Annotated in this window: 21 protein-coding genes; 11 read left to right on the plus strand and 10 right to left on the minus strand. The window is 68.9% G+C overall.

The features are described from left to right. Positions 1-7: 7 nt before the first annotated feature. The gene (locus AORI_RS41285) at positions 8-1387 is read left to right on the plus strand and encodes an amidase (RefSeq protein WP_016330521.1); all 1380 of its coding nucleotides are present in this window, start codon (positions 8-10) and stop codon (positions 1385-1387) included. 229 nt (positions 1388-1616) lie between these two features. On the opposite strand, the gene AORI_RS41290 is transcribed toward AORI_RS41285, so the two are convergent. Together AORI_RS41290 and AORI_RS41295 are read right to left on the minus strand one after the other, a co-directional pair. Next, positions 1617-2471 carry an HpcH/HpaI aldolase/citrate lyase family protein gene (locus AORI_RS41290; RefSeq protein WP_016330522.1) on the minus strand — a complete coding sequence of 285 codons (855 nt, stop codon included), beginning with the start codon at positions 2469-2471 and terminating at the stop codon, positions 1617-1619. Continuing rightward, a complete protein-coding gene (locus tag AORI_RS41295; protein ID WP_016330523.1) occupies positions 2471-3538 on the minus strand; it encodes an HpcH/HpaI aldolase/citrate lyase family protein in 1068 nt (355 codons plus the stop codon). The genes AORI_RS41290 and AORI_RS41295 overlap by 1 nt, the downstream gene beginning before the upstream one ends. Positions 3539-3656: 118 nt before the next feature. Between AORI_RS41295 and AORI_RS41300 the strand changes: the two genes are divergently transcribed. From AORI_RS41300 to AORI_RS41320, 5 genes are all read left to right on the plus strand, one after another. Then, positions 3657-5867 (plus strand): protein kinase domain-containing protein, encoded by a 2211-nt coding sequence (locus tag AORI_RS41300; RefSeq protein WP_016330524.1) that lies wholly within the window; start codon positions 3657-3659, stop codon positions 5865-5867. Continuing rightward, complete coding sequence (locus tag AORI_RS41305) at positions 5858-8125, plus strand: serine/threonine-protein kinase (protein WP_016330525.1); 2268 nt, start codon at positions 5858-5860, stop codon at positions 8123-8125. Before AORI_RS41300 ends, AORI_RS41305 begins: the two co-directional genes overlap by 10 nt. A 318-nt stretch (positions 8126-8443) precedes the next feature. Beyond that, positions 8444-9094 (plus strand): hypothetical protein, encoded by a 651-nt coding sequence (locus AORI_RS41310; protein ID WP_016330526.1) that lies wholly within the window; start codon positions 8444-8446, stop codon positions 9092-9094. 19 nt (positions 9095-9113) lie between these two features. Further along, positions 9114-9764: an NAD(P)H-binding protein gene (locus tag AORI_RS41315; protein WP_016330527.1), complete on the plus strand. Its 651-nt coding sequence runs from the start codon at positions 9114-9116 to the stop codon at positions 9762-9764. A 50-nt stretch (positions 9765-9814) separates the two neighbouring features. Continuing rightward, positions 9815-10762 (plus strand): ribose-phosphate diphosphokinase, encoded by a 948-nt coding sequence (locus AORI_RS41320; protein WP_016330528.1) that lies wholly within the window; start codon positions 9815-9817, stop codon positions 10760-10762. Here AORI_RS41320 and AORI_RS41325 read toward each other — a convergent pair. Continuing rightward, positions 10759-12063 (minus strand): D-arabinono-1,4-lactone oxidase, encoded by a 1305-nt coding sequence (locus AORI_RS41325; RefSeq protein WP_016330529.1) that lies wholly within the window; start codon positions 12061-12063, stop codon positions 10759-10761. The genes AORI_RS41320 and AORI_RS41325 overlap by 4 nt on opposite strands. 89 nt (positions 12064-12152) lie before the next feature. Between AORI_RS41325 and AORI_RS41330 the strand changes: the two genes are divergently transcribed. Next, positions 12153-13337: an amino acid deaminase/aldolase gene (locus AORI_RS41330; protein ID WP_016330530.1), complete on the plus strand. Its 1185-nt coding sequence runs from the start codon at positions 12153-12155 to the stop codon at positions 13335-13337. 394 nt (positions 13338-13731) lie between these two features. Here the strand turns inward: AORI_RS41330 and AORI_RS41335 are convergent, their stop codons facing one another. Then, complete coding sequence (locus AORI_RS41335; protein WP_016330531.1) at positions 13732-14376, minus strand: TetR/AcrR family transcriptional regulator; 645 nt, start codon at positions 14374-14376, stop codon at positions 13732-13734. 126 nt (positions 14377-14502) lie between these two features. On the opposite strand from AORI_RS41335, the gene AORI_RS41340 reads away from it, so the two are divergent. Together AORI_RS41340 and AORI_RS41345 are read left to right on the plus strand one after the other, a co-directional pair. After that, on the plus strand, positions 14503-15825 hold the full coding sequence (locus AORI_RS41340) for a GH1 family beta-glucosidase (RefSeq protein WP_016330532.1): 1323 nt from the start codon (positions 14503-14505) through the stop codon (positions 15823-15825). After that, positions 15818-17074 (plus strand): MFS transporter, encoded by a 1257-nt coding sequence (locus tag AORI_RS41345; RefSeq protein WP_016330533.1) that lies wholly within the window; start codon positions 15818-15820, stop codon positions 17072-17074. The genes AORI_RS41340 and AORI_RS41345 overlap by 8 nt, the downstream gene beginning before the upstream one ends. Positions 17075-17384: 310 nt before the next feature. Here AORI_RS41345 and AORI_RS41350 read toward each other — a convergent pair whose 3' ends face one another. Together AORI_RS41350 and AORI_RS41355 are read right to left on the minus strand one after the other, a co-directional pair. Beyond that, positions 17385-17798, minus strand: coding sequence for a hypothetical protein (locus AORI_RS41350; RefSeq protein WP_016330534.1), 414 nt, complete (start codon positions 17796-17798; stop codon positions 17385-17387). Positions 17799-17811: 13 nt separating this feature from the next. Further along, positions 17812-18186, minus strand: a complete 375-nt coding sequence (locus AORI_RS41355) for a hypothetical protein (protein WP_016330535.1) — start codon at positions 18184-18186, stop codon at positions 17812-17814. A gap of 423 nt (positions 18187-18609) precedes the next feature. Between AORI_RS41355 and AORI_RS41360 the strand changes: the two genes are divergently transcribed. Then, positions 18610-19917 carry a helix-turn-helix transcriptional regulator gene (locus tag AORI_RS41360; protein WP_016330536.1) on the plus strand — a complete coding sequence of 436 codons (1308 nt, stop codon included), beginning with the start codon at positions 18610-18612 and terminating at the stop codon, positions 19915-19917. Then, positions 19877-20815, plus strand: coding sequence for a phosphotransferase family protein (locus AORI_RS41365; protein ID WP_016330537.1), 939 nt, complete (start codon positions 19877-19879; stop codon positions 20813-20815). Before AORI_RS41360 ends, AORI_RS41365 begins: the two co-directional genes overlap by 41 nt. 212 nt (positions 20816-21027) lie before the next feature. Here the strand turns inward: AORI_RS41365 and AORI_RS41370 are convergent, their stop codons facing one another. The 4 genes from AORI_RS41370 to AORI_RS41385 form a co-directional block, all read right to left on the minus strand. Next, positions 21028-23019, minus strand: coding sequence for a tetratricopeptide repeat protein (locus AORI_RS41370; protein WP_228688276.1), 1992 nt, complete (start codon positions 23017-23019; stop codon positions 21028-21030). A gap of 230 nt (positions 23020-23249) precedes the next feature. Next, positions 23250-24281: a copper resistance D family protein gene (locus AORI_RS41375; RefSeq protein ID WP_016330539.1), complete on the minus strand. Its 1032-nt coding sequence runs from the start codon at positions 24279-24281 to the stop codon at positions 23250-23252. Next, positions 24278-24841, minus strand: a complete 564-nt coding sequence (locus AORI_RS41380) for a copper resistance CopC family protein (RefSeq protein WP_016330540.1) — start codon at positions 24839-24841, stop codon at positions 24278-24280. Before AORI_RS41380 ends, AORI_RS41375 begins: the two co-directional genes overlap by 4 nt. Continuing rightward, positions 24842-25612 (minus strand): YcnI family copper-binding membrane protein, encoded by a 771-nt coding sequence (locus AORI_RS41385; RefSeq protein ID WP_016330541.1) that lies wholly within the window; start codon positions 25610-25612, stop codon positions 24842-24844. Positions 25613-25642 lie beyond the last annotated feature (30 nt).

Consider the following 25642-nt stretch of genomic DNA (forward strand, 5'->3'; position numbering starts at 1 on the left):
GTTTGCCGTGCCGGAGTTGCCCGATCTGACCGCCGTCGAACTGGTCGCGCAGTACCGCGCTGGGACGCTGTCGCCGGTCGAGGTCACCGAAGCCGTCCTCGCCCGCGTCGAGGCGCGCGAGCCCGAACTGCACGCGCTCTACGCGTACGACCCGAGCGGCGCGCGCGAAGACGCGAAGGCGTCCGAAAGCCGATGGCACGCCGGGGAGCCGCTCGGTCCGATCGACGGTGTTCCGTTGACGCTCAAGGAGAACATCGCGACGCGCGGCACGCCGGTCCCGCTCGGCACAGCTGCTTCTTCGCTGGAACCGGCTTCGGTCGACGCGCCCGCCGCCGCTCGCGTGCGCGAGTCCGGCGGGGTCCTGCTGGGCAAGACGACCATGCCGGACTACGGGATGCTGACGTCCGGGCTGTCGAGTTTCCACACCGCGTCACGGAATCCGTGGGACACCACGCGCACGCCCGGTGGTTCCAGCGCCGGTGCCGGTTCGGCGGCCGCGGCGGGCTACGGCCCGCTACACGTCGGCACCGACATCGGCGGCTCGATCCGGCTGCCCGCCGGCTGGTGCGGCCTGGTCGGGCTGAAGCCGAGCTTCGGCCGGGTGCCGGTGGATCCGCCGTTCCTCGGCCGTGTCGCCGGGCCGATGACGCGGACCGTGGCCGACACCGCGCTGCTGATGAGCGTTCTGTCCGGTGTGGACGGTCGCGATCACCTTTCGCTGCCCCCGTCCTCTGTGGACTGGGCGGCGCTGTCATGCGAGCTCGAGGGCCTGCGGATCGGGCTGCATCTCGACCCCGGCGTCGGGCTTCCCGTGCTGCCGGAGACGATCGCCGCCGTCACCGAAGCCGCACGTGTCTTCGAGGCGGCCGGTGCCGCCGTCGAGCCGGTTTCGCCGTTCCTGCGCCGGGAAATGCTCGACGGACTCGATACCTTCTGGCGCGTCCGTGCCTGGTCTGACATGTCCGCCCTGCCCGAAGACCGCCGCGCGAAGGTGCTGCCGTACATCGCCGACTGGGCCGCCGGCGGCGCCGACGTCACCGGTGTCGACGCCTACCGCGGCTTCGCGCAGATCGACGCCATCGCCGTCGCGACCCTCCGCGCGACCGAGTGTTTCGACGTCGTCCTGTCCCCGACCTGCCCGGTCTCGGCCCCGCCCGCCGACTGGCCCTCGCCGACCAACGACCCGCGCCGCCCGTTCGAGCACATCGCGTTCACCGTGCCGTACAACATGTCCGGCCAGCCCGCGGTCTCGATCAACTGCGGCTACACGAGCGACGACCAGCCCATCGGCCTCCAGATCAGCGGGCGCCGCTTCGCCGACCTCGAGGTCCTTCGCGCCGCTGCCGCCTACGAAACCCTTCGCCCCACTCCGCGCCCCTGGCCCTGACGCATTCCGTCCTCTGAATGCGGTCGTTCGCATCGCCAACTACCGCATTCAGAGGACTAAATGCGTGCCGTTCGGCCGCAGAAAGATCAAAGCCCCGGTGACATGACCAGCAGGTCAGGGGCCATCCGGGGCTATCGTCGACCAGCTTAGCGCGGGCTGAAGCACGCTTTCCCCGCATACAACGCGGCTAAAGGGCCCTTCGCCGCATCTCATGCGGGTATGGCGTCCTTCAGCCGCCGATCGCCTCGGCCAGCGCCAGGATCCGCCGCGCGTTCTCCACGTGCAGGTTTTCGATCATCCGCCCGTCCACGGTCACGACGCCCTGCCCGGCCGCCTGCGCCTCCTCGAACGCCGCGATGATCTTGCGCGACCGCGTGATCTCCTCCTCGGAAGGCGCGAAGATCCGGTTGCACGGCTCCAGTTGCGCCGGGTGGATCAGTGTCTTGCCGTCGAAGCCGAACTGACGCCCCTGAAGGCATTCCGCCTCGAAGCCTTCGAGGTCCTTCACGTCGTTGTAGACGCCATCGAGGATGGCCTTGCCGGTGGCGCGCGCGGCCAGCAGCGCGAGGGAAAGCCCGCCCAGCAGCGGCGCGCGGCCGGGGACGAACTCGGCGTGCAGTTCCTTCGCCAGGTCGTTCGTGCCCATGACCAGCACGGTCAGCCGTTCGGACGCCGCGGCGATCTCCTCGGCGTACAGCATCGCGACCGGGGTTTCGACCATCGCCCAGATCTTCGTGTGGTCCGGCGCGCCGCCGAGTTCCAGCGCGCGCTCGATGTTGTGCACTTCGGCGGCGGAGTTCACCTTCGGCACCACGATCGCGGCCGGGCCCGCCTGCGCGGCGGCGCGGAGGTCGGCGTCGTGCCACTCGGTGTCGAGGCCGTTGACGCGGATGGTCACCTCGCGCGAGCCGTACTCCTTCGACGAAGCGGCGGCACAAACGCGTTCACGTGCGGCTTCCTTCGCGTCGGGCGCGACGGCGTCTTCGAGGTCGAGGATGAGACCGTCCGCGTCCAGCGTCTTGGCCTTTTCCAGCGCTCTTTCGTTCGCGCCGGGCATGTAGAGGACGGAACGCCGGGGGTTCATCAGGAAGCCTCCTTCGTGGCCGCGTCGTACGCGGCGGCGAGTTCAGGATCGTCGGCGGCGAGGGCGTCCGCGAGTTCGGCGACCACCCGGCACTGCTTGACCGAGGCGTCGTCCTGCATCTTGCCGTCGATCATCACCGCACCGGTGCCATCACCCATCTCGGCGATCACGCGCCGTGCCCAGGCGACGTCCTCGGGCGAGGGCGAGAACACCTTCTTGGCGATGTCGATCTGCACCGGGTGCAGACTCCAGGCGCCCACACAGCCGAGCAGGAACGCGTTGCGGAACTGGTCCTCGCAGGCCACGACGTCGCGGATGTCGCCGAACGGCCCGTAATACGGCAGGATCCCGTTCGCCGCGCAGGCGTCGACCATCCGCGCGACGGTGTAGTGCCACAGATCCTGCTGATACGTCGTGCGTCCCTCGTTCAGGTCCTCGCCGGTCGGGTCCGTGCGCACGAGGTAACCGGGGTGCCCGCCACCCACCCGGGTGGTCTTCATCCGCCGGCTCGCGGCGAGGTCGGCCGGGCCGAGCGAGATGCCCTGCATCCGGGGGCTCGCGCCGGCGATCTCCTCGACGTTCGCGACGCCGCTGGCGGTCTCCAGGATCGCGTGCACCAGCAGCGGCTTCGTCAGCCCGGCCCGCGCTTCGAGCTGCGCGAGCAGCCTGTCGACGTAATGGATGTCCTGCGCGCCTTCGACCTTCGGCACCATGATCACGTCGAGTTTGTCGCCGATCTCGGTGACCAGGGTGATCAGGTCGTCGAGCACCCACGGCGAGTCCAGGCTGTTGACGCGCGTCCACAGCTGCGTCTTGCCGAAGTCGGTCGACTTCGCGATGGAGACGAGCCCGTTCCGCGCGGCCTCCTTGCGGTCGGCGCGCACGGCGTCCTCGAGGTTGCCGAGCAGGACGTCGACCTTCTTGGCGATGTCCGGGACCTTGGCGGCCATCTTCTCGTTGCTGGGATCGAAGAAATGGATCATCCGCGAAGGAGGCACGGGGATCTGGCGGAGCGGTTCCGGCGCCCCCACCGCGAGCGGGGCGAAGAAATCCTTCGGCGAACGCATCGTTCCTCCATCGCTACGGGCTAAGTGACCGACGGGTAACCCTAAACCCGGAAGGCGGGGAACCGCTGCGGCGCAGCTCACCTCCAAGGGGGCACGATCGGGAATCGCGGAGGAATCTGTGGACGACTGGGCCTTGCCGGGTTTCACCGAGCTGGGGTCGCTGGGCGAGGGTGGATTCGGGCGGGTCGTGCTGGCCCGGCACGACGAATCCGCGCAGGTCGTGGCCATCAAATACCTGTATGCGAGGTTCGCCGCCGACCCGCGGCGCCTGGCCGAGTTCCGCCATGAGGCGCAGATCTTGAGCCGCGTTTCGGGACCGCATATCGCCCGTCTGCACCAGTTCGTGGAGACCCCGCAAGGGGCCGCGATCATCATGGAAGCCGTTCACGGAATCTCCCTGAAAGAGATCCTCGGCCGCCAGGAGAAGCTCGAACCCGAAGCCGCGCTGGCCATCCTCAAGGGCTCGCTGCTCGGTCTCGCCGGCGCGCACGCCGCGGGCACCGTCCATCGCGACTACAAACCGGCCAACGTCCTGGTCACCCGCGAGGGGCAGAGCAAGCTCGTCGACTTCGGCATCGCCGTGCTCGCCGGGCAGACCGGGGTCGCCGCGGGCACACCCGCGTACATGGCGCCCGAGCAGTGGGCGGGTGGCGTCGCCACCCCCGCGACCGACGTCTACGCCGCCACCTGCGTGTTCTTCCAGTGCGTCGTCGGCCACCGGCCGTACGAGGCCGAGCAGACCGAAGTGCTCCGCACGCTGCACGAATACGCGCCGATCCCGTTCGGCGAGGTCCCCGAACCGGTCCGTGACCTCATCGCACGCGGCATGGCGAAGGACGTCGCCCACCGGCCGTCGGGCGCGGCCGAGTTCGTCACGGAGCTGGAGGCGTGCGCCAGGAAGGCGTACGGCGACGACTGGGAGCGCAACGGCTGGCACTGGCTCGCCAAGGGCGCCGGCGTCCTGGTCGCCCTGTCCCCGCTGGCCCTGCTCGGCGCGGGAACGGCGGCCGCGCCGGTCATCGCGGGCGGCGGGGTCGCGGCCACCGCCGGTGGCGGGATCGCGCTCGGCCTCAAGATCACCGCCGCGGTCGCCGCCGCCACCGCGGTCGCCGTCGGGACGGTCGTGGTGGTCGACACGAACAGCGAAGACGAAGCACCGCCACGGACGGCGACCGTCGCCGCGATGAAGGTCGACCTCCTCACCCGCACCGAGAAACTCGACGGCTTCGACTTCAACGGGAAGTACGTCCGGATCAGCGGGCTGAAGGACAAAGCGGTCGAGGAGCGGGTCAACAAGGCGCTGATGGCGCCGATCGACGACTGGCTCACGAGCGTCTGGCCACCGGGCAGCCCGCCGGAAAAGGAGCCCGACGGCGACATCCCGCATATGTCCACCACCGCCGAGGTCCTGCGCCAGGACGACAAGCTGATCTCGGTCGTCTACGAACGTTCGGTCGAGACGGTCCAGCTCGGGAACCGCGGCGCCTACGCCGTCCGGACCCTCGTGATCGACCTGTCCGACGGCGACGTGATCCCGACCGCGGGCCTGTTCGACGACGTCGACGGCAACGCCGGGCGGATGCGGATGGTGGAAGACCGGCTGTACGCCTCGGCCAAACCGGGCGAGTGCCTCGCCACGCCGCCATCGGAGCCGGAGCACCTTCCCGCGGGAGCGATGTCGGACCGGTACACCCAGGACGGGGCGATCGTGCAGGCGGCGCCCGCGGCGAACGGGATGGAGTTCCGCGTCGCGGCCTACGCGCTCGGGTACCCGATGGTCTGCAATCCGACGACCGTCACCGTGCCCTACGAACGGCTGCGCGGCCTGCTGAGTCCCGCGGTCGCGCATCTGCTCGGCGGCACGCAGGGCGAACGGACCAAAGAGGACGACATCGGCGCTTTCACCATCACCACACCGGAAAGCTGGCGTCTGCTGTCCGGCGGACCCATCGAGCGCTACCTGGTGACCGCCGACCAGTGCACGCAGCCGTTCCGCTGCGCGGGCGTCGTTTTCAGCGACAACTCGCGGGTCGATCCGGCCACCCCACCCTATGAACCGGGCAAGCCGTACAACCGATCCACCGGCCCGCGTCCATGTCACTCGCTCGGGGCACCAGGGGAGACACAGGGGTCGCCTGTCCTCCAGACGAAGGAGCTTCGTTCGATCGGGACGAAGAAGGCGGCCTACGAAGAGTGGCGACTCACGTGTTCCGGCGGCGGTAGCGTCACTCAGCGGGTCTGGTTCCTGCCGAAAACGCAGCTCGTGATCGTGGACGAGTGGAACACTCCAGGCCTCGACAAGATCCTGGAAGAGGCGAAGTGGAACTAAGCGACGAGTGGAGACTGCCCGGCTTCACGGAGCTGGAGCAGCTGGGCACCGGCACCTTCGGCCGCGTGGTGCTCGCGCGCCAGGACAACACCGGCCACGTCGTCGCGATCAAATACCTCTTCTCCCGCTTCGCCGCCGAGCCCGCCTATCTCGACGCGTTCCGCCAGGAAGCCCTGGCGCTGCACCGGGTGACGAGCCCGCACGTCGTGAAGCTGTACGAGTTCTTCGAGACGCCGCAGGGCGCGGCGATCGTCATGGAGGCGATCAACGGCGTCTCGCTGCGTTCCGTCCTCCAGGCCGAAGGTGCTCTCGAACCCGAGGCGGCGCTCACGGTCCTGAAGGGGTCGCTGCTCGGGCTGGCCGCGGCGCACTCCGCCAACGTCGTCCACCGTGACTACAAACCGGCCAACGTTCTCGTCGCCGACACGGGCGAGAGCAAGCTGGTCGACTTCGGCACGGCCGTCCTGGCGGGTGAACGCGGCCCGTCCGTCGGCACGCCCGCGTACATGGCGCCCGAGCAGTGGTCCGGCGGGCAGGCCACTCCCGCGACCGACGTCTACGCCGCCACCTGCGTGTTCTTCCAGTGCGTCACCGGCCACCGGCCGTACGAGGCCGAGCAGACCGAGGTGCTGCGCACGCTGCACGAACACGCACCCATCCCGTTCGGCGAAGTCCCCCAGCCGGTGCACGAGATCGTCGCGCTCGGGATGGCGAAGGACCCGTCGAAACGACCGGTCGACGCGCTCGTGTTCGTCAGCGAACTGGAACGCGTCGCCCGCGCGGCGTACGGCGACGAATGGGAACGCAAGGGCTGGTCGCGGCTGGCGAAGGCGGCGGGCGTGCTCGCCGCGGCGACGCCGTTGGTCCTGCTCAGCGCCGGTACCGCGGCCGCTCCCGGCGTCGTCGCCGCCGGAACGGGTGCGGCGGCCGCGTCGACCGGCGGGATCGCGGTCGGGCTGAAGATCACCGCCGGCGTCATCGCGGCGACGGCCGCCGTGGTCGGCTCGGTGGTCGTCTTCTCCGACGCGAGCACTCCGCCGCCTTCGCCGCCGACCACGCAACAGGCCGTCGCGCTCAAGGTCGCGATGAAGACCGAGTCGGGGACGGTGCCCGGCACGACCCTCGCCTACACCGGCGAACGTCCGGAAGTGACCGGTTCGGCCGATCAAGCCTGGCTCAAGCGGGTCAACGACGCGCTGACCGCGCCGATCGACGCCTGGAACCGCAAAACCGGCCCCGGCGCCGCCAAGCTGGAGCCGGAACGCGGCCCGTACACGCTGACCACGAAGGCCGACATCCGCACGGAGAACGAGCGGTACCTCTCGGTGCGCTACACCCACGACCTCACCAACAAACCCCACTCGACCTGGGGAAACGGGCGCGCCGCGGTAACCATCGACCTGAAGGAGGGCAAGGCGCTCACGCCGGCCGAACTGTTCGCCCCCGGGAAGTTCACCGACGAGGGCCTCCGGGAACTGACCGAGATCCTCTGGCCCGACAAGGAGCAGTGCGGCCCTCCGAGCACCATTTTCCCGTACCGGCCGCTCCAGGCGGCCGACCTCACCGGAGACCCGAAGGTGTGGCTCGCGTTCGCGCCGACCGCCCTCGAGGTCACGGCCAACATGACCGACCTGGGCTTCACCACCGCCTGCAGCGTCCAAGACCACACACTGCCCTACGACAAAGTGCGCGGACTGCTGAACCCCGCCCTTGTCAACGGCGTGACCAGCGGAAAGGTGGTCAAAGGCACGTCGTCCGCGCCGCCCGCGCAGGGCGTCACCGACGTCTCGGCCGGAGCGCTCACCCTGCATCTGCCGCAGGACTGGTCCGTGGTCTCGCAGGGGCTGGAGAAGGTGCTCGTCGGCCCGGGCTGCCCGGATCCCAAGAAGTACTTCAACTGCAAGTACGTCCTCCTCACGGACAACACCCAGCGGTCCGCCGAGCAGCCGCCGTACCGGCCGGGGGAGTTCTACCGGCGCAGCGCGGGCGGACGGGCCTGCAACGCCGCCGGGCGGAAGGACCTCCGCCAAGAGGGTGACGCCGCGCGGACGGCTTCCGCCACCGCACCGGTCGGCGGGGCGACGGCGACCTACGAGGAGTGGACGATCCAGTGTGTTCCTCGTGGACAGACGGGCGGAAGCGGCGAGACGAGCGTGACCCAGCGGATCTGGTTCCTTGCGGACAGGCAAATCGTGGTGATGGACGAGTGGCGGACGCCGGGCGTCGAAGAACTCCTTCGTACCGCGACGATCTCCTGACTGACCTGCGAAAGTCCAAAGTGGAATGAGTATTCATTGGGCCGAATGGCCTAACGTCTCGTTTCGTTGCCCGTGACCGTTCGGAGACACCGGGTAACACCACTTACCTCCCTCTCACTCGGTTGGCGGCACGGTCGGACTGAAGTCGAATGACCGCCTACCGACCGGTCACCGATGACAAAGTGCCGCCGATCGCAGCCACTCCCGTTGTCCGGCGCCGCCGCCTCCTCGCCCTGTTAGACAGGTCATGTGCCGCTTCCACCGAGGTGGCACGGGGATGACGAGCCCTAGGGAAACCAGGTTCGAAGGAGGCGGAACGTGGCGGCTACACCGAACATGGAGAGCTCGACGGTCGCCGGTGGCGCGAAGCGCAGCCGGTCACTGCCGAGCCGGGTGGTGCCGCCGATCGAACTGCCCGCGAGCGTCGGGGAGCTTTCGCGCAAGGCGGCGGCCCTGCTCGGCTGGAACGGCATCGTCTTGCCGGAGACCACCGTGCTCGGCCGCAAGATCTGCGTGGTCGCCCGGCTCCGTACCGACGTGCACGCGGAGCGCATCGCGATGGGCATGGGTCCCGTCGTCGATCGCGCCACCGTCGACACCTGGACATGGCCAGAGCTGGCCGCGACCGCACCCGCGCCGGCCGCCGAGATCATCGGCGTCCTCGCGGTCGCCCGGCACTGGCGCACCGCGATGGCCTCCGCGGTTCCGTTCGCACGTTACGGCGAGGCCGCGATGGTTCTCCCATCGCCTGCCGTACTGACGGAAGACTACGTCGGCAACTGCCTGCCGCGTGCCCGCGCCTACGGGCTCGGCATCGTCACCGCCGACCCCAACGCGGTGGCCGACCTCGACCTCGAGGGCCACAGCGAGCGCATGATCCTCGACGAGGACCCGGTCTCGCGCCTGGTCAACGAGATCGTCTACGAGCAGCTGCTCCGCGAAACCGAGCTCCCTGCCGAAGTGGACTGAACGCGCTACGGTCGGGTCCATGCGAGTCGTCATTGCGGGTGGACACGGACAAATCGCGCTGAAGCTGGAGAAACTGCTCTCCGCACGCGGTGATCAGGCGGTGGGGATCGTGCGCAACCCCGATCATGTCGCCGATCTCGAAGCCGCCGGTGCCGAAGCGGTCGTCCTCGATCTGGAAAAGTCCGATGTGGACGCCGTCGCCAAGGTGCTCGACGGCGCCGACGCCGCCATCTTCGCGGCGGGCGCCGGGCCGGGCAGCGGCACCGCTCGCAAGGACACTGTGGACAGAGCGGCCGCCGAACTCTTCGCGGCCGCCTCCGAGCGGGCGGGCGTCCGGCGGCATATCCAGGTCGGCTCCATGGGGGCGGACAAATGGGAGACCGCGGACGTCTCCGACGAGTTCCGCATCTACCTCAAGGCCAAGAAGGCGGCCGAAGACGATCTGGGCGCCCGCGATCTCGACTGGACGATCCTCCGGCCGGGACAGCTCACCGACGACGAGGGCACCGGCAAGATCTTGATCGCCGAGTCCACCGGCCGCGGACCCATTCCCCGGCAGGACGTCGCCGCGATCCTCGTCGCGCTGCTCGACAGTCCGTCGACGGCGGGACGCGTCCTCGAAGCGATCTCGGGTGATACTGCTATCTCTCAGGCCGTTTCCGCTCTGTGAAACTCTAGTGTGTGGACGTAATCCGTCTTTTGAATGAACGGAGAAGGTCCTTGCGCGAGGACATCGCGGTCTTCAGTGGCAGCGCACATCCCGAGCTCGCCGAAGAGATCTGCGCCCATCTCGGCGTTCCCCTGCATCCGGTGAAGGTGCAGCGGTTCGCCAACGACTGTCTCGAAGTCCAGCTCGAAGCGAATTGCCGCGAGCGCGACGTCTTCCTGATCCAGCCGTTGGTGCGGCCGGTGCAGGAACATCTCGTCGAACTGCTGCTGATGCTGGACGCCGCCCGGGGCGCTTCGGCGAAGCGGATCACCGTCGTCATGCCGCACTATTCGTACGCCCGGTCGGACAAGAAGGACGCGCCGCGGATCTCGATCGGCGGACGGCTCGTCGCCGACCTGATGGCGACCGCCGGCGCCGATCGCGTCCTCGCGATGACGCTGCATTCGCCGCAGGTGCACGGGTTCTTCAGCGTCCCGGTCGATCACCTGCACGCGTTGCAGGAACTGGCGAAGCACTTCCGCCAGTACGACCTGTCCGCGACCACCGTGGTCTCGCCGGATCTCGGCAACGCCAAGGAGGCCGCGCATTTCGCCCGGCTGCTCGGCGTCCAGGTCGCGGCGGGCGCGAAGCAGCGCTTCGCCGACGACAGGGTCGAGATCAGCTCGGTCATCGGCGAGATCACCGGCCGCGACGTGATCGTCCTCGACGACGAGATCGCCAAGGGCAGCACGGTGATCGAACTGCTCAACAAGCTGCGGGAGCTGAAGCCGCGCTCGATCCGCGTCGCCTGCACGCACGGCCTCTTCTCCAGCGGCGCGCTCGATCGGATCGGCAGCCAGCCCGACGTGCTGGAGGTCGTCTGCACGAACACGGTGCCCATCCCGCCGGAGGAGCAGAGCCCGAAGCTGCGGGTCCTGTCGATCGCGCCCGCGCTGGCGGAGGCGATGCGCCGGATCCACAACGGGGAGTCGGTCAGCGCGTTGTTCGAAACCGCTTAGGGAGTGCCGAGGACCCGGTCGAGGTACGTGTTCGTGAAGACCCCGGCCGGGTCCACCTCCTTGCGGACCCGCAGGAAGTCGTCGAAACGCGGGTACCGCGAGCGCAGCGTCGCGGCGTCGAGGTCGTGCATCTTGCCCCAGTGCGGGCGGCCGCCGACCTCGCCGGCGATCGACGCGAATCCGGCGAAGTACTCGCGGTAGGGCATGCCGACGAACTGGTGGATCGCGATGTAGGCCGAGTCGCGGCCGTTCGCGGTCGAGAGCCAGATGTCGTCCGCCGCGGCGACGCGCACCTCGACCGGGAACGCGACCGGGTTCTCCAGCTTCGGGACGAACGCGCGGAGTTCGGCGAAGACGTCGTGCAGCGCTTCGCGGGGGATCGCGAACTCCGACTCGACGAACCGCACGCCGCGATGGGTCACGAAGACGCGATGCGACGTGTCGCTGTACTCGCGGGCGGAAAGGATGTTCGAGGCGAACCGGCCGAGCGGCTGCACGAGTTTCGGCACCGCGCGGCCGAGGCGGCACAGGCCGCCGAACGCGACGTTCTCGGTGACCTCGTAGTCGACGAACTCCTTCAGCCTGCTCAACGGCCGGTGCTCGCTACCCGCCGGAAGCCGGTTGTTGCGCTTGACCAGGGCGTTCTTGCCGTACGGGAACCAGTAGAACTCGAAGTGGTCGTTCTCGTCGGCGAACTGGTCGAAGCCTTCGAGGACCTGTTCGAGCGGTTCCGGCCGCTCCTGGGCGGAGAGCAGGAACGACGGTTCACACTGCAGGGTGACTGTGCTGATGACGCCGAGCGCGCCCAGTCCGACCCGCGCCGCGGCGAAGAGGTCGGGGCGTTCGTCCGCCGAACAGGTGACCACGGTGCCGTCGGCGAGCACGAGTTCGAGCGCGGCGATCTGGGTGGCGATGCCGCCGAGCTTGGCGCCGGTGCCGTGGGTGCCGGTGGAGATCGCGCCCGCGACGGTCTGCGCGTCGATGTCGCCGAGGTTGGTCATCGCCAGGCCCAGCGCGTCCAGTTCGGCGTTGAGCTGCTTGAGCGTGGTGCCCGAACGGACCGTGACCAGGCCTTTCGCGACGTCGGCCGAGGCGATCCCGGTCCAGCCGGTGAGGTCCATGGCGTCCGAGTTCGCGGCGGCGATCGCGGTGAACGAGTGACCGCTGCCGAGCGGGCGCAGACGTCGTCCGTCCGCGGCGGACCGGCCGATCGCCTCGGCGATCGCGCCCGTGTCCCGCGGCCGATGCACACGCAGCGGCGACGCCGTCGCGGTGCCGGCCCAGTTGCTCCACCGTGTCATGCGCCCACCTATTCCGAGAGGCTGTGAGTGCCGAAACAGTAAGTGAATAGTATTCGCGTTTCAAGCCCTTCTGTCGTACCTTAGTTCGGGTGACCAGTGCGACGGTGTACGACTTGGCGACGAAGGACCTGGATCCTCCGTTCGCGATTGTCGACTTGGATGCGTTCGACGCGAACGGCGCCGACCTGCTGCGGCGGGCCGCCGGGAAACCGATCCGCGTGGTCAGCAAATCCGTGCGCTGCCGGTATCTGCTCGAACGGGTTCTCGCGCGTCCCGGCTTCGAAGGCCTCATGTGCTACTCGCTCGCCGAAGCCGTCTGGCATGTCGAGCAGGGGACGTCCGAGGACATCGTGGTGGCGTACCCGACCGCCGATCACGGCGCGCTGCGGCGGCTGGCGGCGAACGACCGGGCGCGGGCGGCGATCTCGATCATGGTCGACTCGCCCGAACACCTCGACCTGGTCGATGCCGCGCTGGGACAGGGGCATCCCGAAATCCGGGTCTGCCTGGAACTCGACGCTTCGTGGCGGCCGCTGCCCGGCGTGCACATCGGCACCCGGCGCTCGCCGGTGTTCAGCCCGCGCCAAGCCGCGGATCTGGCGCGGACCATCTTGTCCCGCAAGGGTTTCCGGCTCGTCGGGATGATGGCGTACGAAGGCCAGATCGCCGGGCTCGGCGACGCGGCGGGCAGCGGGGCCAAGAACTCCGTCATCGGCTGGATGCAGCGAAAGTCCATTGTGGAAATCGCGAAACGCCGCGCGGCCGCGGTTCGCGCCGTCCGGGCGCTGGCGGATCTGGAATTCGTCAACGGCGGCGGCAGCGGCAGCGTCGAATCGACCGGCGCCGAAGCGGCCGTCACCGAAATCGCGGCCGGCTCGGGCCTGATCGGGCCGACGCTCTTCGACGGCTACGCGCACTTCTCGCCGCGCCCGGCCGCGATGTTCGCGCTGCCCGTCGTCCGGCGCCCCGCACCGAAGGTCGCGACGCTCTTCTCCGGCGGCTACATCGCTTCGGGCCCTGCGGAGTCTTCGCGGCTCCCGACGCCCTACCTGCCCGAAGGTCTCTCGCTACTCGGCTTCGAAGGCGCCGGCGAAGTCCAAACCCCCGTGTCCGGCGAAGCCGCCCGGCACCTGCGGCTCGGCGACCGCGTCTGGCTGCGCCACGCGAAGGCCGGCGAACTCGCCGAACGCTTCACGCACTACCACGTCGTCGTCGGCGACCGCGTCGACCGGACCGTCCCCACCTACCGAGGCGAGTCCCAAAACTTCGGCTGACCCCGCGACCCCACCCCCCACCCATCCCTGGGGGGCGCGCCCCGCACCAGCGTATCGGGAGGGGGCGACGGGGGACGGGGTTCGGAGGGGTGAGAGGCGAGGTTGTCCACAACTGTGGGTGGGTGTGGACAACTTATGTGGACAACCGGGTAATACCAGGTCAATGAGCATGTGGGCGTGGTTGCTGGGAGTCGTGTGACTGGTGGGGCGACCGGTCGGGCGCCGGTGGACACGAATGGAGCAAGGCCTCCTTGGGGACGTCCAACGTCTCGAATGAGGTCCGGGCAGAGCTTCGGGAGTCCACAGTGGATGAAGGTGGGCTGAAGGCGTCCTTCGCCGCGTCGCATGCGGCGAAAGCGTCCTTCAGCCCCCCGAGGCCGAGCGAAACTGACCCTCAAGCCTCCCCGAACTTGCTCGCCAAGTAACCCTTCACAACCGACTTCGCCTCCGCCACGATCCGCTCGTCCCCCCGCGGGTCCCGGCGGAAAGCCAGCTTCAGCAGCGCGTCGGCGGTCTCGTTCGCGATCGTCAGCGCGAACCGGATGTCGTCCGGCGGCGACTGGATCCGCGCGGAAAGCACATCGGTGAGCGCGTCGACGATCACCGCGTTGTTGTCGCGCGTCTCGTCGAGGAGCTGCCTGTCCACGACGTCACCGAAGTGCACCTTCGAGAAGCCGGGGACCTCGCGGTGCATCGCGAGGTAGATGTCGAGGATCGAGTCCACGACGTCCCACCAGTGCTCGGGCGCGAGTTCGTTCAGGGTTTCCGACACCGAGGCGACGAACCGTTCGAGGTTCCGCTGCGTCAGCGCCTGCACCACGGCCCGCTTGTCGGGGAAGAACTGGTACAGCGAACCGACGGCCACCCCGGCGCGCTTCGCGATCAGCGTGGTCGTCAAGGCGTCGTAACCGAGTTCGTCGATCAGCTGGGCGCTGGCGTCGAGCATCTGCTCCACCCGCTTGGCGCTGCGCTGCTGAACGGGCTGCCGCCGGAGCGGAGTCGTCTCCGCTTGCGGTTTCGCGGCCTGGATGTCGGACACTCGGGCTCCTCCTTCGCTGATCTGCGACTTTATCGTGTCGACAGGGTTCCCCCCGGTCGAGTGAAGGCATAGTATCTGAGAACTTTTCATGTTCGGCCGAGTCTGAAGAGGAAAGGTGCGTAGCCGGTGGAGAATCCGACCTTCCCGTCCGAATTCCTGTGGGGTGTATCGACCTCCGCCTTCCAGATCGAGGGGGCGACCGGTGAAGGCGGCCGGGGACAGTCCATTTGGGACACGTTCACCGAAACGGAGGGAAAGATCGCGCGGGCTGAGCACGCCAAGGTAGCGGCCGATCACTTCCACCGCTACTCCGAAGACATCGCGCTCATGGCCGGACTCGGCGTCGGCGCCTACCGCATGTCCTTCGCCTGGCCCCGGATCCAGCCCGACGGCGAAGGCAAGCCCAACGCCGAAGGCCTTGCCTTCTATGACAAATTGCTCGACGAAGTCTGCGCAGCCGGCATCGCGCCCGCCGGGACGCTCTTCCATTGGGACCTCCCGCAGGCACTCGAAGACAAGGGCGGCTGGCTCTCCCGTGATACCGCCGAACGGTTCGGGGAGTACGCCGCCATCGTGGGCGAACGGTTCTCCGATCGGGTGAAAATGTGGATCCCGCTCAACGAGCCCATGGTCATGTCGATCTTCGGCTACGCGATCGGCGAGTACGCGCCCGGCAAGACCCTCCTGCTCGACGCCCTGCCCACCGCGCACTACCAGAACCTCGCGCACGGTCTCGCGGTCCAGGCGCTGCGCGCGGCCGGTGCCCGCAGCGTCGGCACGGCCAACAATCATTCGCCGATCTGGCCCGCCACCGATTCGCCGGAAGACAAGGCCGCCGGCGAATGGATCGACGCCCTCATCAATCGCACTTACGCGGATCCGGTGCTGCTCGGCCGATATCCCGAACAAGTCGTCGCGCATCTCCCGGCGGGTTTCGCCGACGATCTGCCGACCATCGCGCAGCCCCTCGACTTCTACGGGGTGAATTACTACGAGCCGCAGGGTGTCGCCGCGCCCGGCGAAGGCAATCCGCTGCCCTTCGAGCTTCGCGCGATCGAGGGCTATCCCATGACCACCAACGATTCGCCGATCGTTCCGCATGGGCTGCGCGATCTGCTCGTCGGCTTCCACGAGCGCTACCGCGAGCACCTCCCGCCGATCTACATCACCGAAAACGGCTGCAGCTTCGACGACGTCGTCGCCGAAGACGGCCACGTCCACGACCAGGAACGCATCGACTTCCTCGACAGCCACCTGGTCGCCGTGCGCGAAGCGATGGACGCCGGCGTCGACGTCCGCGGGTACTTCGTCTGGTCCCTGATGGACAACTTCGAATGGTCGAAGGGCTACCAGCCGCGGTTCGGCCTGGTGCACATCGATTACGAGACGCAGAAGCGCACGCCGAAGGATTCCTTCGGCTGGTACCGGGAACTGATCCGCCATGAGTGAGGTCCGGGACCTGCCCGAGGCGCTCGCCGAGCCGGTCGCCAGGGTCCGCGCCGGGTGGATGAGCCTGCTGTTCTTCGCGAACATCGCGCTCTGGCTGGGGATCTACGCGCCCATCCAGGTCCTTCTGCCCAAACAGGCCGAACTGCTGGACGCCGCCGGCAAAGAAGCCGTGTTCAGCCTGGTCACCGGGATCGGCGCGCTCGTCGCGCTGATCGCCAACCCGGCCGTCGGCCTGCTGTCCGACCGGACCTGCTCCGCCCGCGGCCGCCGTCACCCGTGGACGGCGGGCGGCGCGGCGGTCGCCGCCGCCGGACTGCTCGTCCTCGCGTTCGCCCCGAACGTCGCGGTCATGGTGCTCGGCTGGTGCCTGGTCCAGGCGGGACTGAACGGGATGCTCGCCATGCTGGTGTCGGCCATCGCCGACCGGGTGCCCGTACCCCAGCGCGCTCAGGTCGGCGGGCTGGTCGGCATCGCCCAGATGCTCGGGACGGTGCTCGGCGCGGTGGTGGTCGTGGTGATGCTCGACCTCGCCGGGCTCCCGCTGGGATACGCGGTGTGCGCGGCCGTCGTGCTGGCGGGCGCGGCGGCGTTCGTCCTGCGCACGCCGGACGCGCGGCTGCCGGTCGCGTTCCGGCCGTCCGCCAGGACCCGGGACGTGCTCGCGAATCTGTGGATCTCCCCGCGCAGGCATCCGGATTTCGCCTGGGCGTGGGGCTGCCACTTCATGATCAACCTCGGCAACGCCTTCGGGACGCTGTACCTGTTGTTCTTCCTCAAGGACGCGGTGCACTACGAAGACCCGGACACCGGACTGCTGATCATGATGGGCCTCTACGGCGCGGCGCTCGTCGTCGGCGCGCTCATCGCCGGGCATTTCTCCGACAAGACGGGACGCCGGAAGCCGTACGTCCTCGCGGCGTCGTCGGTGATGGCCGTCGCCGCCCTGCTGCTGGTCGTCTGGCAGAACTGGACGGCCGCGCTCGCGGCGTCACCGTTGCTGGGAGTCGGTTTCGGCGCGTACATGGCCGTCGCGCTGGCGATGCTCACCCAGGTGCTGCCCACCGCGCAGGACCGGGCGAAGGACCTCGGGGTCATCAACATCGCGAACTCGCTGCCGCAGGTGGTGGCGCCGATGCTGACCGCGCCGATTTTGGCCTACCTGGGCGGATATCCGAGCCTCTTCGCGGCTTCGGCGCTGTCCACCGTCATCGCCGCGGTACTGGTCACGCGGGTGAAGGGCGTCAGCTGAAGGTTGGAGACCGCGGACCGGTGCCGGTCGGGGGAGGGGAGTGCAACGGCACCGGCCCGCGGGGTTCGGGGGATGGCAGCGCGCTCCGGGGCAGGTATCGCGCTGCGTTTGTGATCATCAACCTAGCGACCGATTACTGCCTTCGCTAGGTGTTCTGCCGATAATTTTCGATTAATCGCGGTGGGGACCGGAGTGATTACCGAGAGCGGTTCGTCGCGTTCGGGGGTACGCGCGAACCGCCGACGGCAAGGCGAGATCGTGGCGTGGTTGCCGAGGGGGCTGCTCGGACCGCCGTTCACTCGCCTGGCTTTCAAGCCGTGATGGGACGACGCGGGTTGACCAGCGCGTGCCTGCCGGTGGTCTCGGCCGGGCTCACCCCGCGGCTCTGCCCCGGGACGCGGCGGCGGCTTTCGCGCCGGTGGTCCTGGGTGGCCGCGATCTGCTGGGGGGCGAGGCCGCCGGCGACCAGGTGCTCGTGCGCGACCTGCCATACCGAACAGGGGGCCTTGCACTTGTGCCAGCGGGTCGAGCAGGTGGGACAGTCCCCGCGCTCGTCGGGCTCGTGCGCTTGGAGCATCGCGCGCCAGCCTTCGGCGAGGCGGGGGAGCTCCGAGCGGGCGACCGATACGAGCGACTGCGCGTCGGCCCGGTTCGCGAGATCGGAGAGCATGTCGAGGCGTTCCCAAACCGCGTTGCGGAGAACTTGCCCTAGGACCTGATCCACGGAGAACTCACCGTTACCTTTCCGCCATTTTGGCGGCTTCGTTGAGCGCTGCCCTGAGCTGTCCGAGCTGGCCGGACGTCAGGCGCGCGGTCTCTCCTGGCGGCGAGACGAGAACCACCTGGTTGTCTTCGACGAACACGGTGACGGCGCGTTCACGGCTGATGAGATCGCCGCACTGCACCCGCCAGACCAGTTGTCCGCCTTCGTAACGGCGCACACTCGCGGTACGGGGGTCGACCGGGGCGGAAGGGGAGACCGGACGGTTCGCGCCGGGGGCGACGGCGACCGTCTGCTGACCGGCGGGGCCGGCCGCACGCAGGTGGCGCGTGGCCATACCGGGCCGTCCCGCGGTGATGGAGCCTGTTGCGATCGAGTCCACGAACTCCACTGGCTCTTCTCCGCTCTCTCGTTCCACGTCGTCTTCGTATCCGCGTGTCCGCACCTGTAGGGGGTTCGGAGACTTGGTAGCTCTCCGTGATCGCGGCCGGTGGCCGGTCGGTCACGAAGATCTGACAACTACAGTGATGTGAAACCGAGTGCGATAGAAGGTCGAACCGCCGTCATAGCGGTGACCGGACGCGGTTTCACGGTAAGCGGTCAAACGACTTCTGCCGGGCCGATCACGACGGGCGATCCGGTGTTTCGCACGGTTGAATAGGTGTGCCTACGCTGTTTCTCGACCCCAACGGAACTGTGAGGGGGCGCAATGGACGCCAGTATCGGTGGCGGCGCTGTCGCCGGCTCGGACGCTGCAAGCGGTTCGGGTCGCCAGAGTCACCCCGTGCCACCGGATGCCTGGGAGCAGCCGGAGATGCGAGCCGCACTGGCCGCCCGGGAGATCTCCTCGGTGTACCGGCTGTTGCGCAAGCACGGTGTTTCGCAGCGTCAGATCGCCGCGATGACCGGCCAGTCGCAGTCCGAGGTGTCCGAGATCCTCAAAGGTCGCCAGGTGATGGCGTACGACGTGCTCACCCGCATCGCTGACGGCCTTGGTGTCCCCAGGGGATACATGGGTCTCGCCTATGACGAGGCGACAGCGATAAAGGTCGTCGGTGCTGCCGACGGCCAGCAGGCGGAGGAGGACGAGTCCGTGAAGCGACGGAGGTTCCTCGCGCACGCCGCCCAGGTCACGATGGGTGCGGCGGTGTTCGGTCCGGAATCGGGTACGTGGTCGGCGGGGCCCGCGAAGACGCCCGCCCCCGGGCGGATCGGCATGACCGACGTCCGCCAGGTGGAAGCCGCGACCAGAGCGCTCCGGTCCCTCGACTACCAGTACGGCGGCGGTTTCTGCCGCGACGCCGTGGTCGCGCAGCTGTCCTGGGGACAGCAGATGCTCGAATCCAGCGGCACCGAGATGGTCAAGAACCGCCTGTACGTCGCCCTCGCCGACCTGCACAGCCTGGCAGGCTGGACGTCCTTCGACACCGGCCTCAAGGATTCCGCTCGCGGACACTTCGCGAACGCGCTGGACCTGGCCAAACAGGGCGACAACCACCCGCTGGTCGCCAACGTCCTCTACCGGATGGGCCGCGTCTACCTGCACCAGGACGCGCCCAACGACGCGCTGAAACTGTTCCAGCTCGGCCAGATCGCCGCTCAGGAATCGGGCTCCGAGCTGGCGGTCGCCGTGCTCTGCGCCAACGAGGCCTGGGCTTACGCGATGATGGGCAACGAGGAACAGGCCGTGAAGCTGCTCGGCCGGAGCAAGGACGAGTTCGCCCGCGCCAACCTGGCCGAGGCCGAATCCTGGGTCAAGTTCTTCACCGAGACCGACGTCTACGCCATGATCGGCACCGTGCACACCGTGCTCGCGTCGAAGAACGCCGAGCACACCAAGTACGCGATCCCGGCGCTGACCAAGGCCGTCGAGTCCTACACCGACGACATGGCCCGCAGCAAGACGTTCATGCTCAGCGCCCTGGCCACGAACCACCTGCTCGAAGGCGATCTCGACCACGGCGCCAAGGTGGGCTCGAAGGCCGTCGACTGTGCCGAGGGCATCAAGTCCGAGCGGGTGAAGGACCGGATGCGGCCACTGCAGGTCGAGGCGGAGCGCCGCCGGAACAACGCGGACGCCCGTGACCTCGCCGACCGCCTCAACTCCTTCTACGCCGCCTGAGCCGACCGGACCGGGAGGCCGGTTCACGCCCGGCATCCTGCGCGACGCCCTCGGGCGGACGTGTGACCTGCTGGGCGTCGACCCCGAAGGCGCCCGCCTGCTGAGGTTCACCAACAACGCCGTCTACGAGCTGGCGAGTGCGCCGTTCGTCGTCCGGATCGTCGGTTCCACCCGCCTGCGGCATCGCGTCGGCACGGTCGTGCGGGTCGCGCGGCATTTCGAACGGCACGCGGTGCCGGCCATCCGCCTCGTTCCCGGCCTCGACCAGCCGCTGCCGGTCGGCGAACATCTCGTGACGGTCTGGTGGAAGGTGCCCGAGACCGGCCGGAAGGCGAAGTCGGCCGACCTGGCCGGGCTGCTGCGCCAGGTCCACGCGCTGCCGCCGCCCGAGGGGCTCGCCGAATGGGCGCCGCTCGCCGCGGTCCGCGCCCGCGTTTCGGACGCCGAAGAGCTGGACGAGGGCGACCGGCGGTTCCTGCTCGAACGCTGCGCCGAGGTCGAAGCCGCGCTCGCGGACCTCGACTTCCCCCTGCCCAGGGGCCTCGTCCACGGGGACGCGCACACCGGGAACGTGATCCCCGGACCGGACGGGCCGGTGCTGTGCGATTTCGATTCGTCCTGTGTCGGGCCGCCGGAATGGGATCTGACGCCGCTCGCCGTCGGCCATGAACGGTTCGGTGATCCCCCGGCCCGCTATCGCGTGTTCGCGCAGCGGTACGGATTCGACGTGACGACGTGGTCCGGCTTCTCGGTACTGCGCGCGATCCGTGAACTGAAGCTCACGACGAGTGTTCTCCCCATTCTCCGGAGTCATCCCAGCGTGCGGGATGAGCTGCGAAAACGATTGAACGATCTTCGGAACGGACGCACCGGCGCGCGCTGGAACCGGTATCGGTGACTCACCCGGGAAAGGCATCTGCACGTGCATTCGCCGACGGCGAATGACCGTTCGTCGCTTGTCTGAATTCGCCGATCAAACGGTGACGAATTCGCCCGGGCTAATCACTTCTCCCGGCCTAATGCTCCCCCGAATGTGCAACTTGCAGCTACGCTGCGTCATTCACATCGGCGCGTTCACTCGGTCGCCGGGCACCGATCGGTGCCTTGGGCTCACAGCTGTTCCAGCCGTGTGCGCAGAGCGTCAGCCTCCGGGCGGCCGAGGCCGACGAGGATGGGCAACGCCCGGTCGTAGTACCGCCGGGCCTCGTCGGTGTTCCCTTCCGCCTCGGCGACCTCGCCGAACGCGGCCAGGGCCCTGGCCACCTCGAACCTCGACCCGCTGGCCTCCATGGTGGCCAGCGACGCTTCGAGTTCGGTCCGGGCGGTCGCGAGATCCCCGGTCGCGGTGAGGGCACGACCGAGTTCGGTGCGGGCGCGGGCCACGTTGTAAGGGTCGGCGGACAGCACTTCGCGAGCGCGGGTGAGGTGCTCGATCGCGGGTTCCGGCCGTCCGGCCTTGAGCTGCGTCGAGCCGAGGTTGATCAGCGCGAGCCCGATGTCGTGCGTGCGGTCCTGGCCTTCGCTCAGGCGATGGTCTTCGGTGAACCACCGCACCGCGTCGTCGAGCCTGCCCTGCGCCAGCGCGACCAGGCCGAGCCCTTCCACCGACCGGATCTCGACGACCTCGTTCCCGGCCTTCCGCGCCGCTTCGCGTCCCGCCTCGTAGTGCGAGACGGCTTCGTCGTACCGGCCGGTGCCGCGGCAGGCGGCGCCGGCGCGGTTGTGCATCAACGCCTCCGCCGACGCGTTGCCCCACGCCCGCGCGCAGCGCACGCCGGCCTGGCTCACCTCCAGGAAGTCCGGATAGTGCTTGCGCAGCAGGAAGAGCGGCCACATCGCGGCGGCCAGCTGCCAGCCCAGTTCGGGCAGCTGCCAGGTTTCGGCGGTCTTGACGGCGGCGATGAGGTTCTCGCGTTCGAGTTCGAGCCAGGCGAGTTCCTCGTCGGACGACGCGAACGACATCGGCGACGGTGGCCGGTACTCGTAGCGGTACGGGATCGGGTCCTGGTCGGGGACCGTCATGACGGTGGTCTTCGACGCGGTGAAGAGGTACCACTCGAGCATGCGGCGCACCGCGATGTCGCGGTCGTAGGAGTTGCCCGCCGTCTTCTCCTTGGCGTGCAGGCGCGCGAGGTCGTGGAAGGTGTACCGGTCGTCGCCGCGGTCGATCAGCAGCCCGACGTCGACGAGCTGGTCCAGCAGGTCTTCGGCCACCTCCTCGCGGACGGCGATCGACGCGGCCGCCACGCCGACGCCGAAATCGGGGCCGGGATGGAGCCCGAGCGCCGCGTACAGCGCGGCCGCGTCCGAGGGAAGCTCGTCATAGGAGAGGTTGAAGCTGGCTTCCACCGATTGCGCCTCTTTCGTCGACAGCGTGGCCAGTCGACGATATTCCTTCCCCAGTTCGGTGGCGATCTTCTCCAGCGACATCTTCGGCCGTCCGGCCAGCTTCGCGCTGACCGTGGTGAGGGCGATCGGCAGACCGCCGCACAGCTCGGCGATGTCCCGCGCTTGCGCGGCTTCGGCGTCGACGCGGCCCGCGCCGACCGCGCGACTCAGCAGCTCAGCGCTGTGTGCGGAACCGAACGGGGCCAACTCGACCAGCCGCGCGCGATGTTCGGTCTGGAGCCTGCCCAGACGGCGCCGCGAAGTCACGATCACGAGGCTTCCCACGCCGGCGGGCAGCAGCGGAAGCACCTGTTCGGTCGATCCGGCGTTGTCGAGCAGCACGAGCAACGGCCGTTCGGCGGTCGTCGTGCGGTACAGCGCGGTGAGCTCCTCGACGTCCGAGGGCAGCCCCTCCGGCGGAACACCCAGCGCGCGAAGGAACCGGCCGAGCGCTTCGCTCACCGAGAGCGGGCCGTTGGTGCTGAACCCGCCGAGATCCGCCCAGAGGTGCCCGTCCGGGAAGCGTTCTCCGAGCTGACGGCCCCACGCGGTGGCCAGCGCGGTCTTCCCGATCCCGCCCTGTCCGCTGATCAGCTGTACGGCAGGGCCGTCGGTGTCGTGCTGGGCCAGCAGTTTCTCCAGCAGCGCGAGTTCGGCGGTGCGGTTGGTGAAATGCGCGGGCGCGGGCGGGAGCTGGCGCGGGCCAGAACTCACCTGCCTGGTGAGCCTGACCGCCGATCGCTGCCGCGGTACCTGTGGCGTGCTGACTTCACTTTCACCCGGCAACGGGCCGCCCATCAACCATCCCCTCTTCGGGTTAACCCCAGCGAACGCGTAGAGCATTCCGGTGGAGCCCGGCGGAGGACAGTGAAACCGCCCAAATGCGGCCGTATGGAGCAAACAGTGTCACAGCTCGCGAGCGACGCGCTTCTGACACAGGACGACTAGGTCGTCGGGACGACCGGGGCTCGCGTGAGGACGACGGCGAAGCCGAACGCGAGCCCCATCACCGTCAGTTCCAGCGTCGCCCACGCGGCCAGCGCCGTGCGGTTGTGCCGCACGATCTGCGGCATCAGCTTCCAGCGCGTGTACGCGCCGAGGCCCGCGATCACCCCGGTGCACAACAGCTTCGCCAGCACCAATTGCCCGTAAGGCGTGGTGAAGACGCCTTCCCAGAACCCGAGCGACGGGTTGAGCGAGATCTCGATCAGCCCGTTGAACAGCCCGGTCGCCGCGCCGAGGATCAGGCACAGCGTCGCCAGCTTCGAGAACCGCGGCAGCGCGTGCGCCAGCAGTGTCCGGTTCCCGACGAGCAGCACCGCCATCGCGCCGAGCCCGCCGGTCCAGGCGACGGCGCTCATCACGTGCAGTTCCATCGAGATCATCGTGTAGTCGTGGTAGTTCCAGTTCGACGCGTGCCCGGTGACCGGTAGCGGAAGCAGCGCGAACAGCCCGAGCCCGACCCGGACCTCGGCGGGCACCTTCTCGCCGTGCTTCAGCGCGAGAATCCCGAGCCCCGCGTGCAGCAGGGCCAGGACGGCGACGATCAGCAGCGCCTTCCCCGCGCCGACGTCGGCGATGTAGCTCCCGACGTCCGAAATCGACAGCGTGCTGGAGCCCGGCCGGTATTCGGCGGTCTGCAGGATCAGCGCGACGAGCGCGGTGGTCGCCCAGACCAGCGCGGCCGCGACGCCCGCGGGCCGCGCGATCCGCATGATCGGCTCGGAGAGCTTCGGCCGGTCGTAGCCGACCAGTACCGAAAGCAGCGCCAGCCCGATCGTCGCGACCGCCGAGATGTCCAGCAGCACCCGCACGATCGGGATCGAGACCGAGACCACCTCGCTGACCTGCGCGACCCCGGGCACCGGGGCGGTGGCCGTCAGCGCGACACCGATCAGGGCGCCGACGATGCCCGCCGTCACCACGCAGAACAGGACGGCGACGCGGGCGCGTGAGGTGGTCTCGGCCTGGGTCATGACCCGCTCTTCTCCTTGTCACCGGCGCCGGTGCGCAGTGCGACGGTCAGTCCGACGGCGAGCAGTACGACGGCGCCCGCGATCCACACCCAGATCGGCACGCCGGACGAGCCTTCGCCGCCGGTCGCCGGGGCGGTCTCGGCCTGGCCCGCGTTGCTGCGCGCGGCGTCGGCGCTCGCCGGGGTCCCGGTGCCCGCGGCGGTGAGGGTGAACGGCACCTCGCCGGTCACGGCGTGCCCGTCCGCGGACAGGATGCGGTAGCCGATCTTGTACTCGCCCGCCGGGCCGAGCGGCCGCAGCGGCACGGTCACGACGCTGTCGCGGACCTCGACCTGGCCTTCGGCCCACTGGCCGCCGCCCGGTCCGATGACCGCGATCTGGTTGACGTTCGCGTTCTGGACGTACTGGTCGAACGTGAGCGTGATCTTCGCGGGCCCGGCGGCGATCGAAGCGCCCTTCGCCGGGTCGGAGGAGATCAGGACGTTGTGCGCCAGCGCCGGGGTGGCCGTGGCGAGCCACGCCACCCCGGTGATCGCCAGCGCGACGATCGCTTTACGCATCTACTTTCCTTCGGTGTCGCTCTTGCCGGAGACGGCGGTGGCGCGGCGGGCGCGCAGGGTGGCACCGGCGCCGACGCCGAGGCCGAGCGCACCGACGACCAGGCCGGCGCCGCCGAGCCAGCGGGCGGTGTTGTCGGACGACGAAGAAGCGGCGTGAGACTCCTCGGACGCCTTCGCGTCGGTGCCGTGGCCGCCACCGTGCCCGTCAGCGGTCTTCTCGGCGAGCTTCACCGTCGGCGCGGGGTGCTCCGGCTCCTCGCCGGAGGCCGGGGTCGGCTGGTTCCACTCGACGACCTTGCCGTTCTCGTAGGTCTGGGTGGCCGGGAACTCGATCGAGTCGACGTTGGTCGGGAACTGGCCCGCGCTGATCTGGAACTCCTGGAACTCGGTCGATCCGGCGGCGATCTTGGTGCCGGGTTCGGCGGTCCAGGAGACCTTGGAGACGGCCTCGGTGATCTGCGTGCCGGACGCGGTGGTCACCGGGGTGGGCAGCTTGGACTTCACGACCTCGGCCTTCCAGCCGGGAAGCGGCTTGGCCCGCACGGAGCTGAGCGCGTACTCGGGCTTGACGGTGATCTCGACCTTGATGGTGCCGGCGTCCTTCTCCTCGTTGGGGACGCGGAAGAAGATCGAGCCGTAGCCGCCCTTCGACGGCTGGGGGCCGTAGACGTTGGCGGTGACGTGCGCCGAGGCGACCCCGGCCGACAGCAGGCCGGCGATGCCGACGGTGGCGGCCAGGAAACCGGCGCGCTTGAAGACGTGCTTGGACACGAAAACTCCTGAACGTGACTGAGGCGGCGG

Origin of the sequence: Amycolatopsis keratiniphila (assembly GCF_000400635.2) — a bacterium.
Lineage (GTDB): Bacteria > Actinomycetota > Actinomycetes > Mycobacteriales > Pseudonocardiaceae > Amycolatopsis > Amycolatopsis keratiniphila.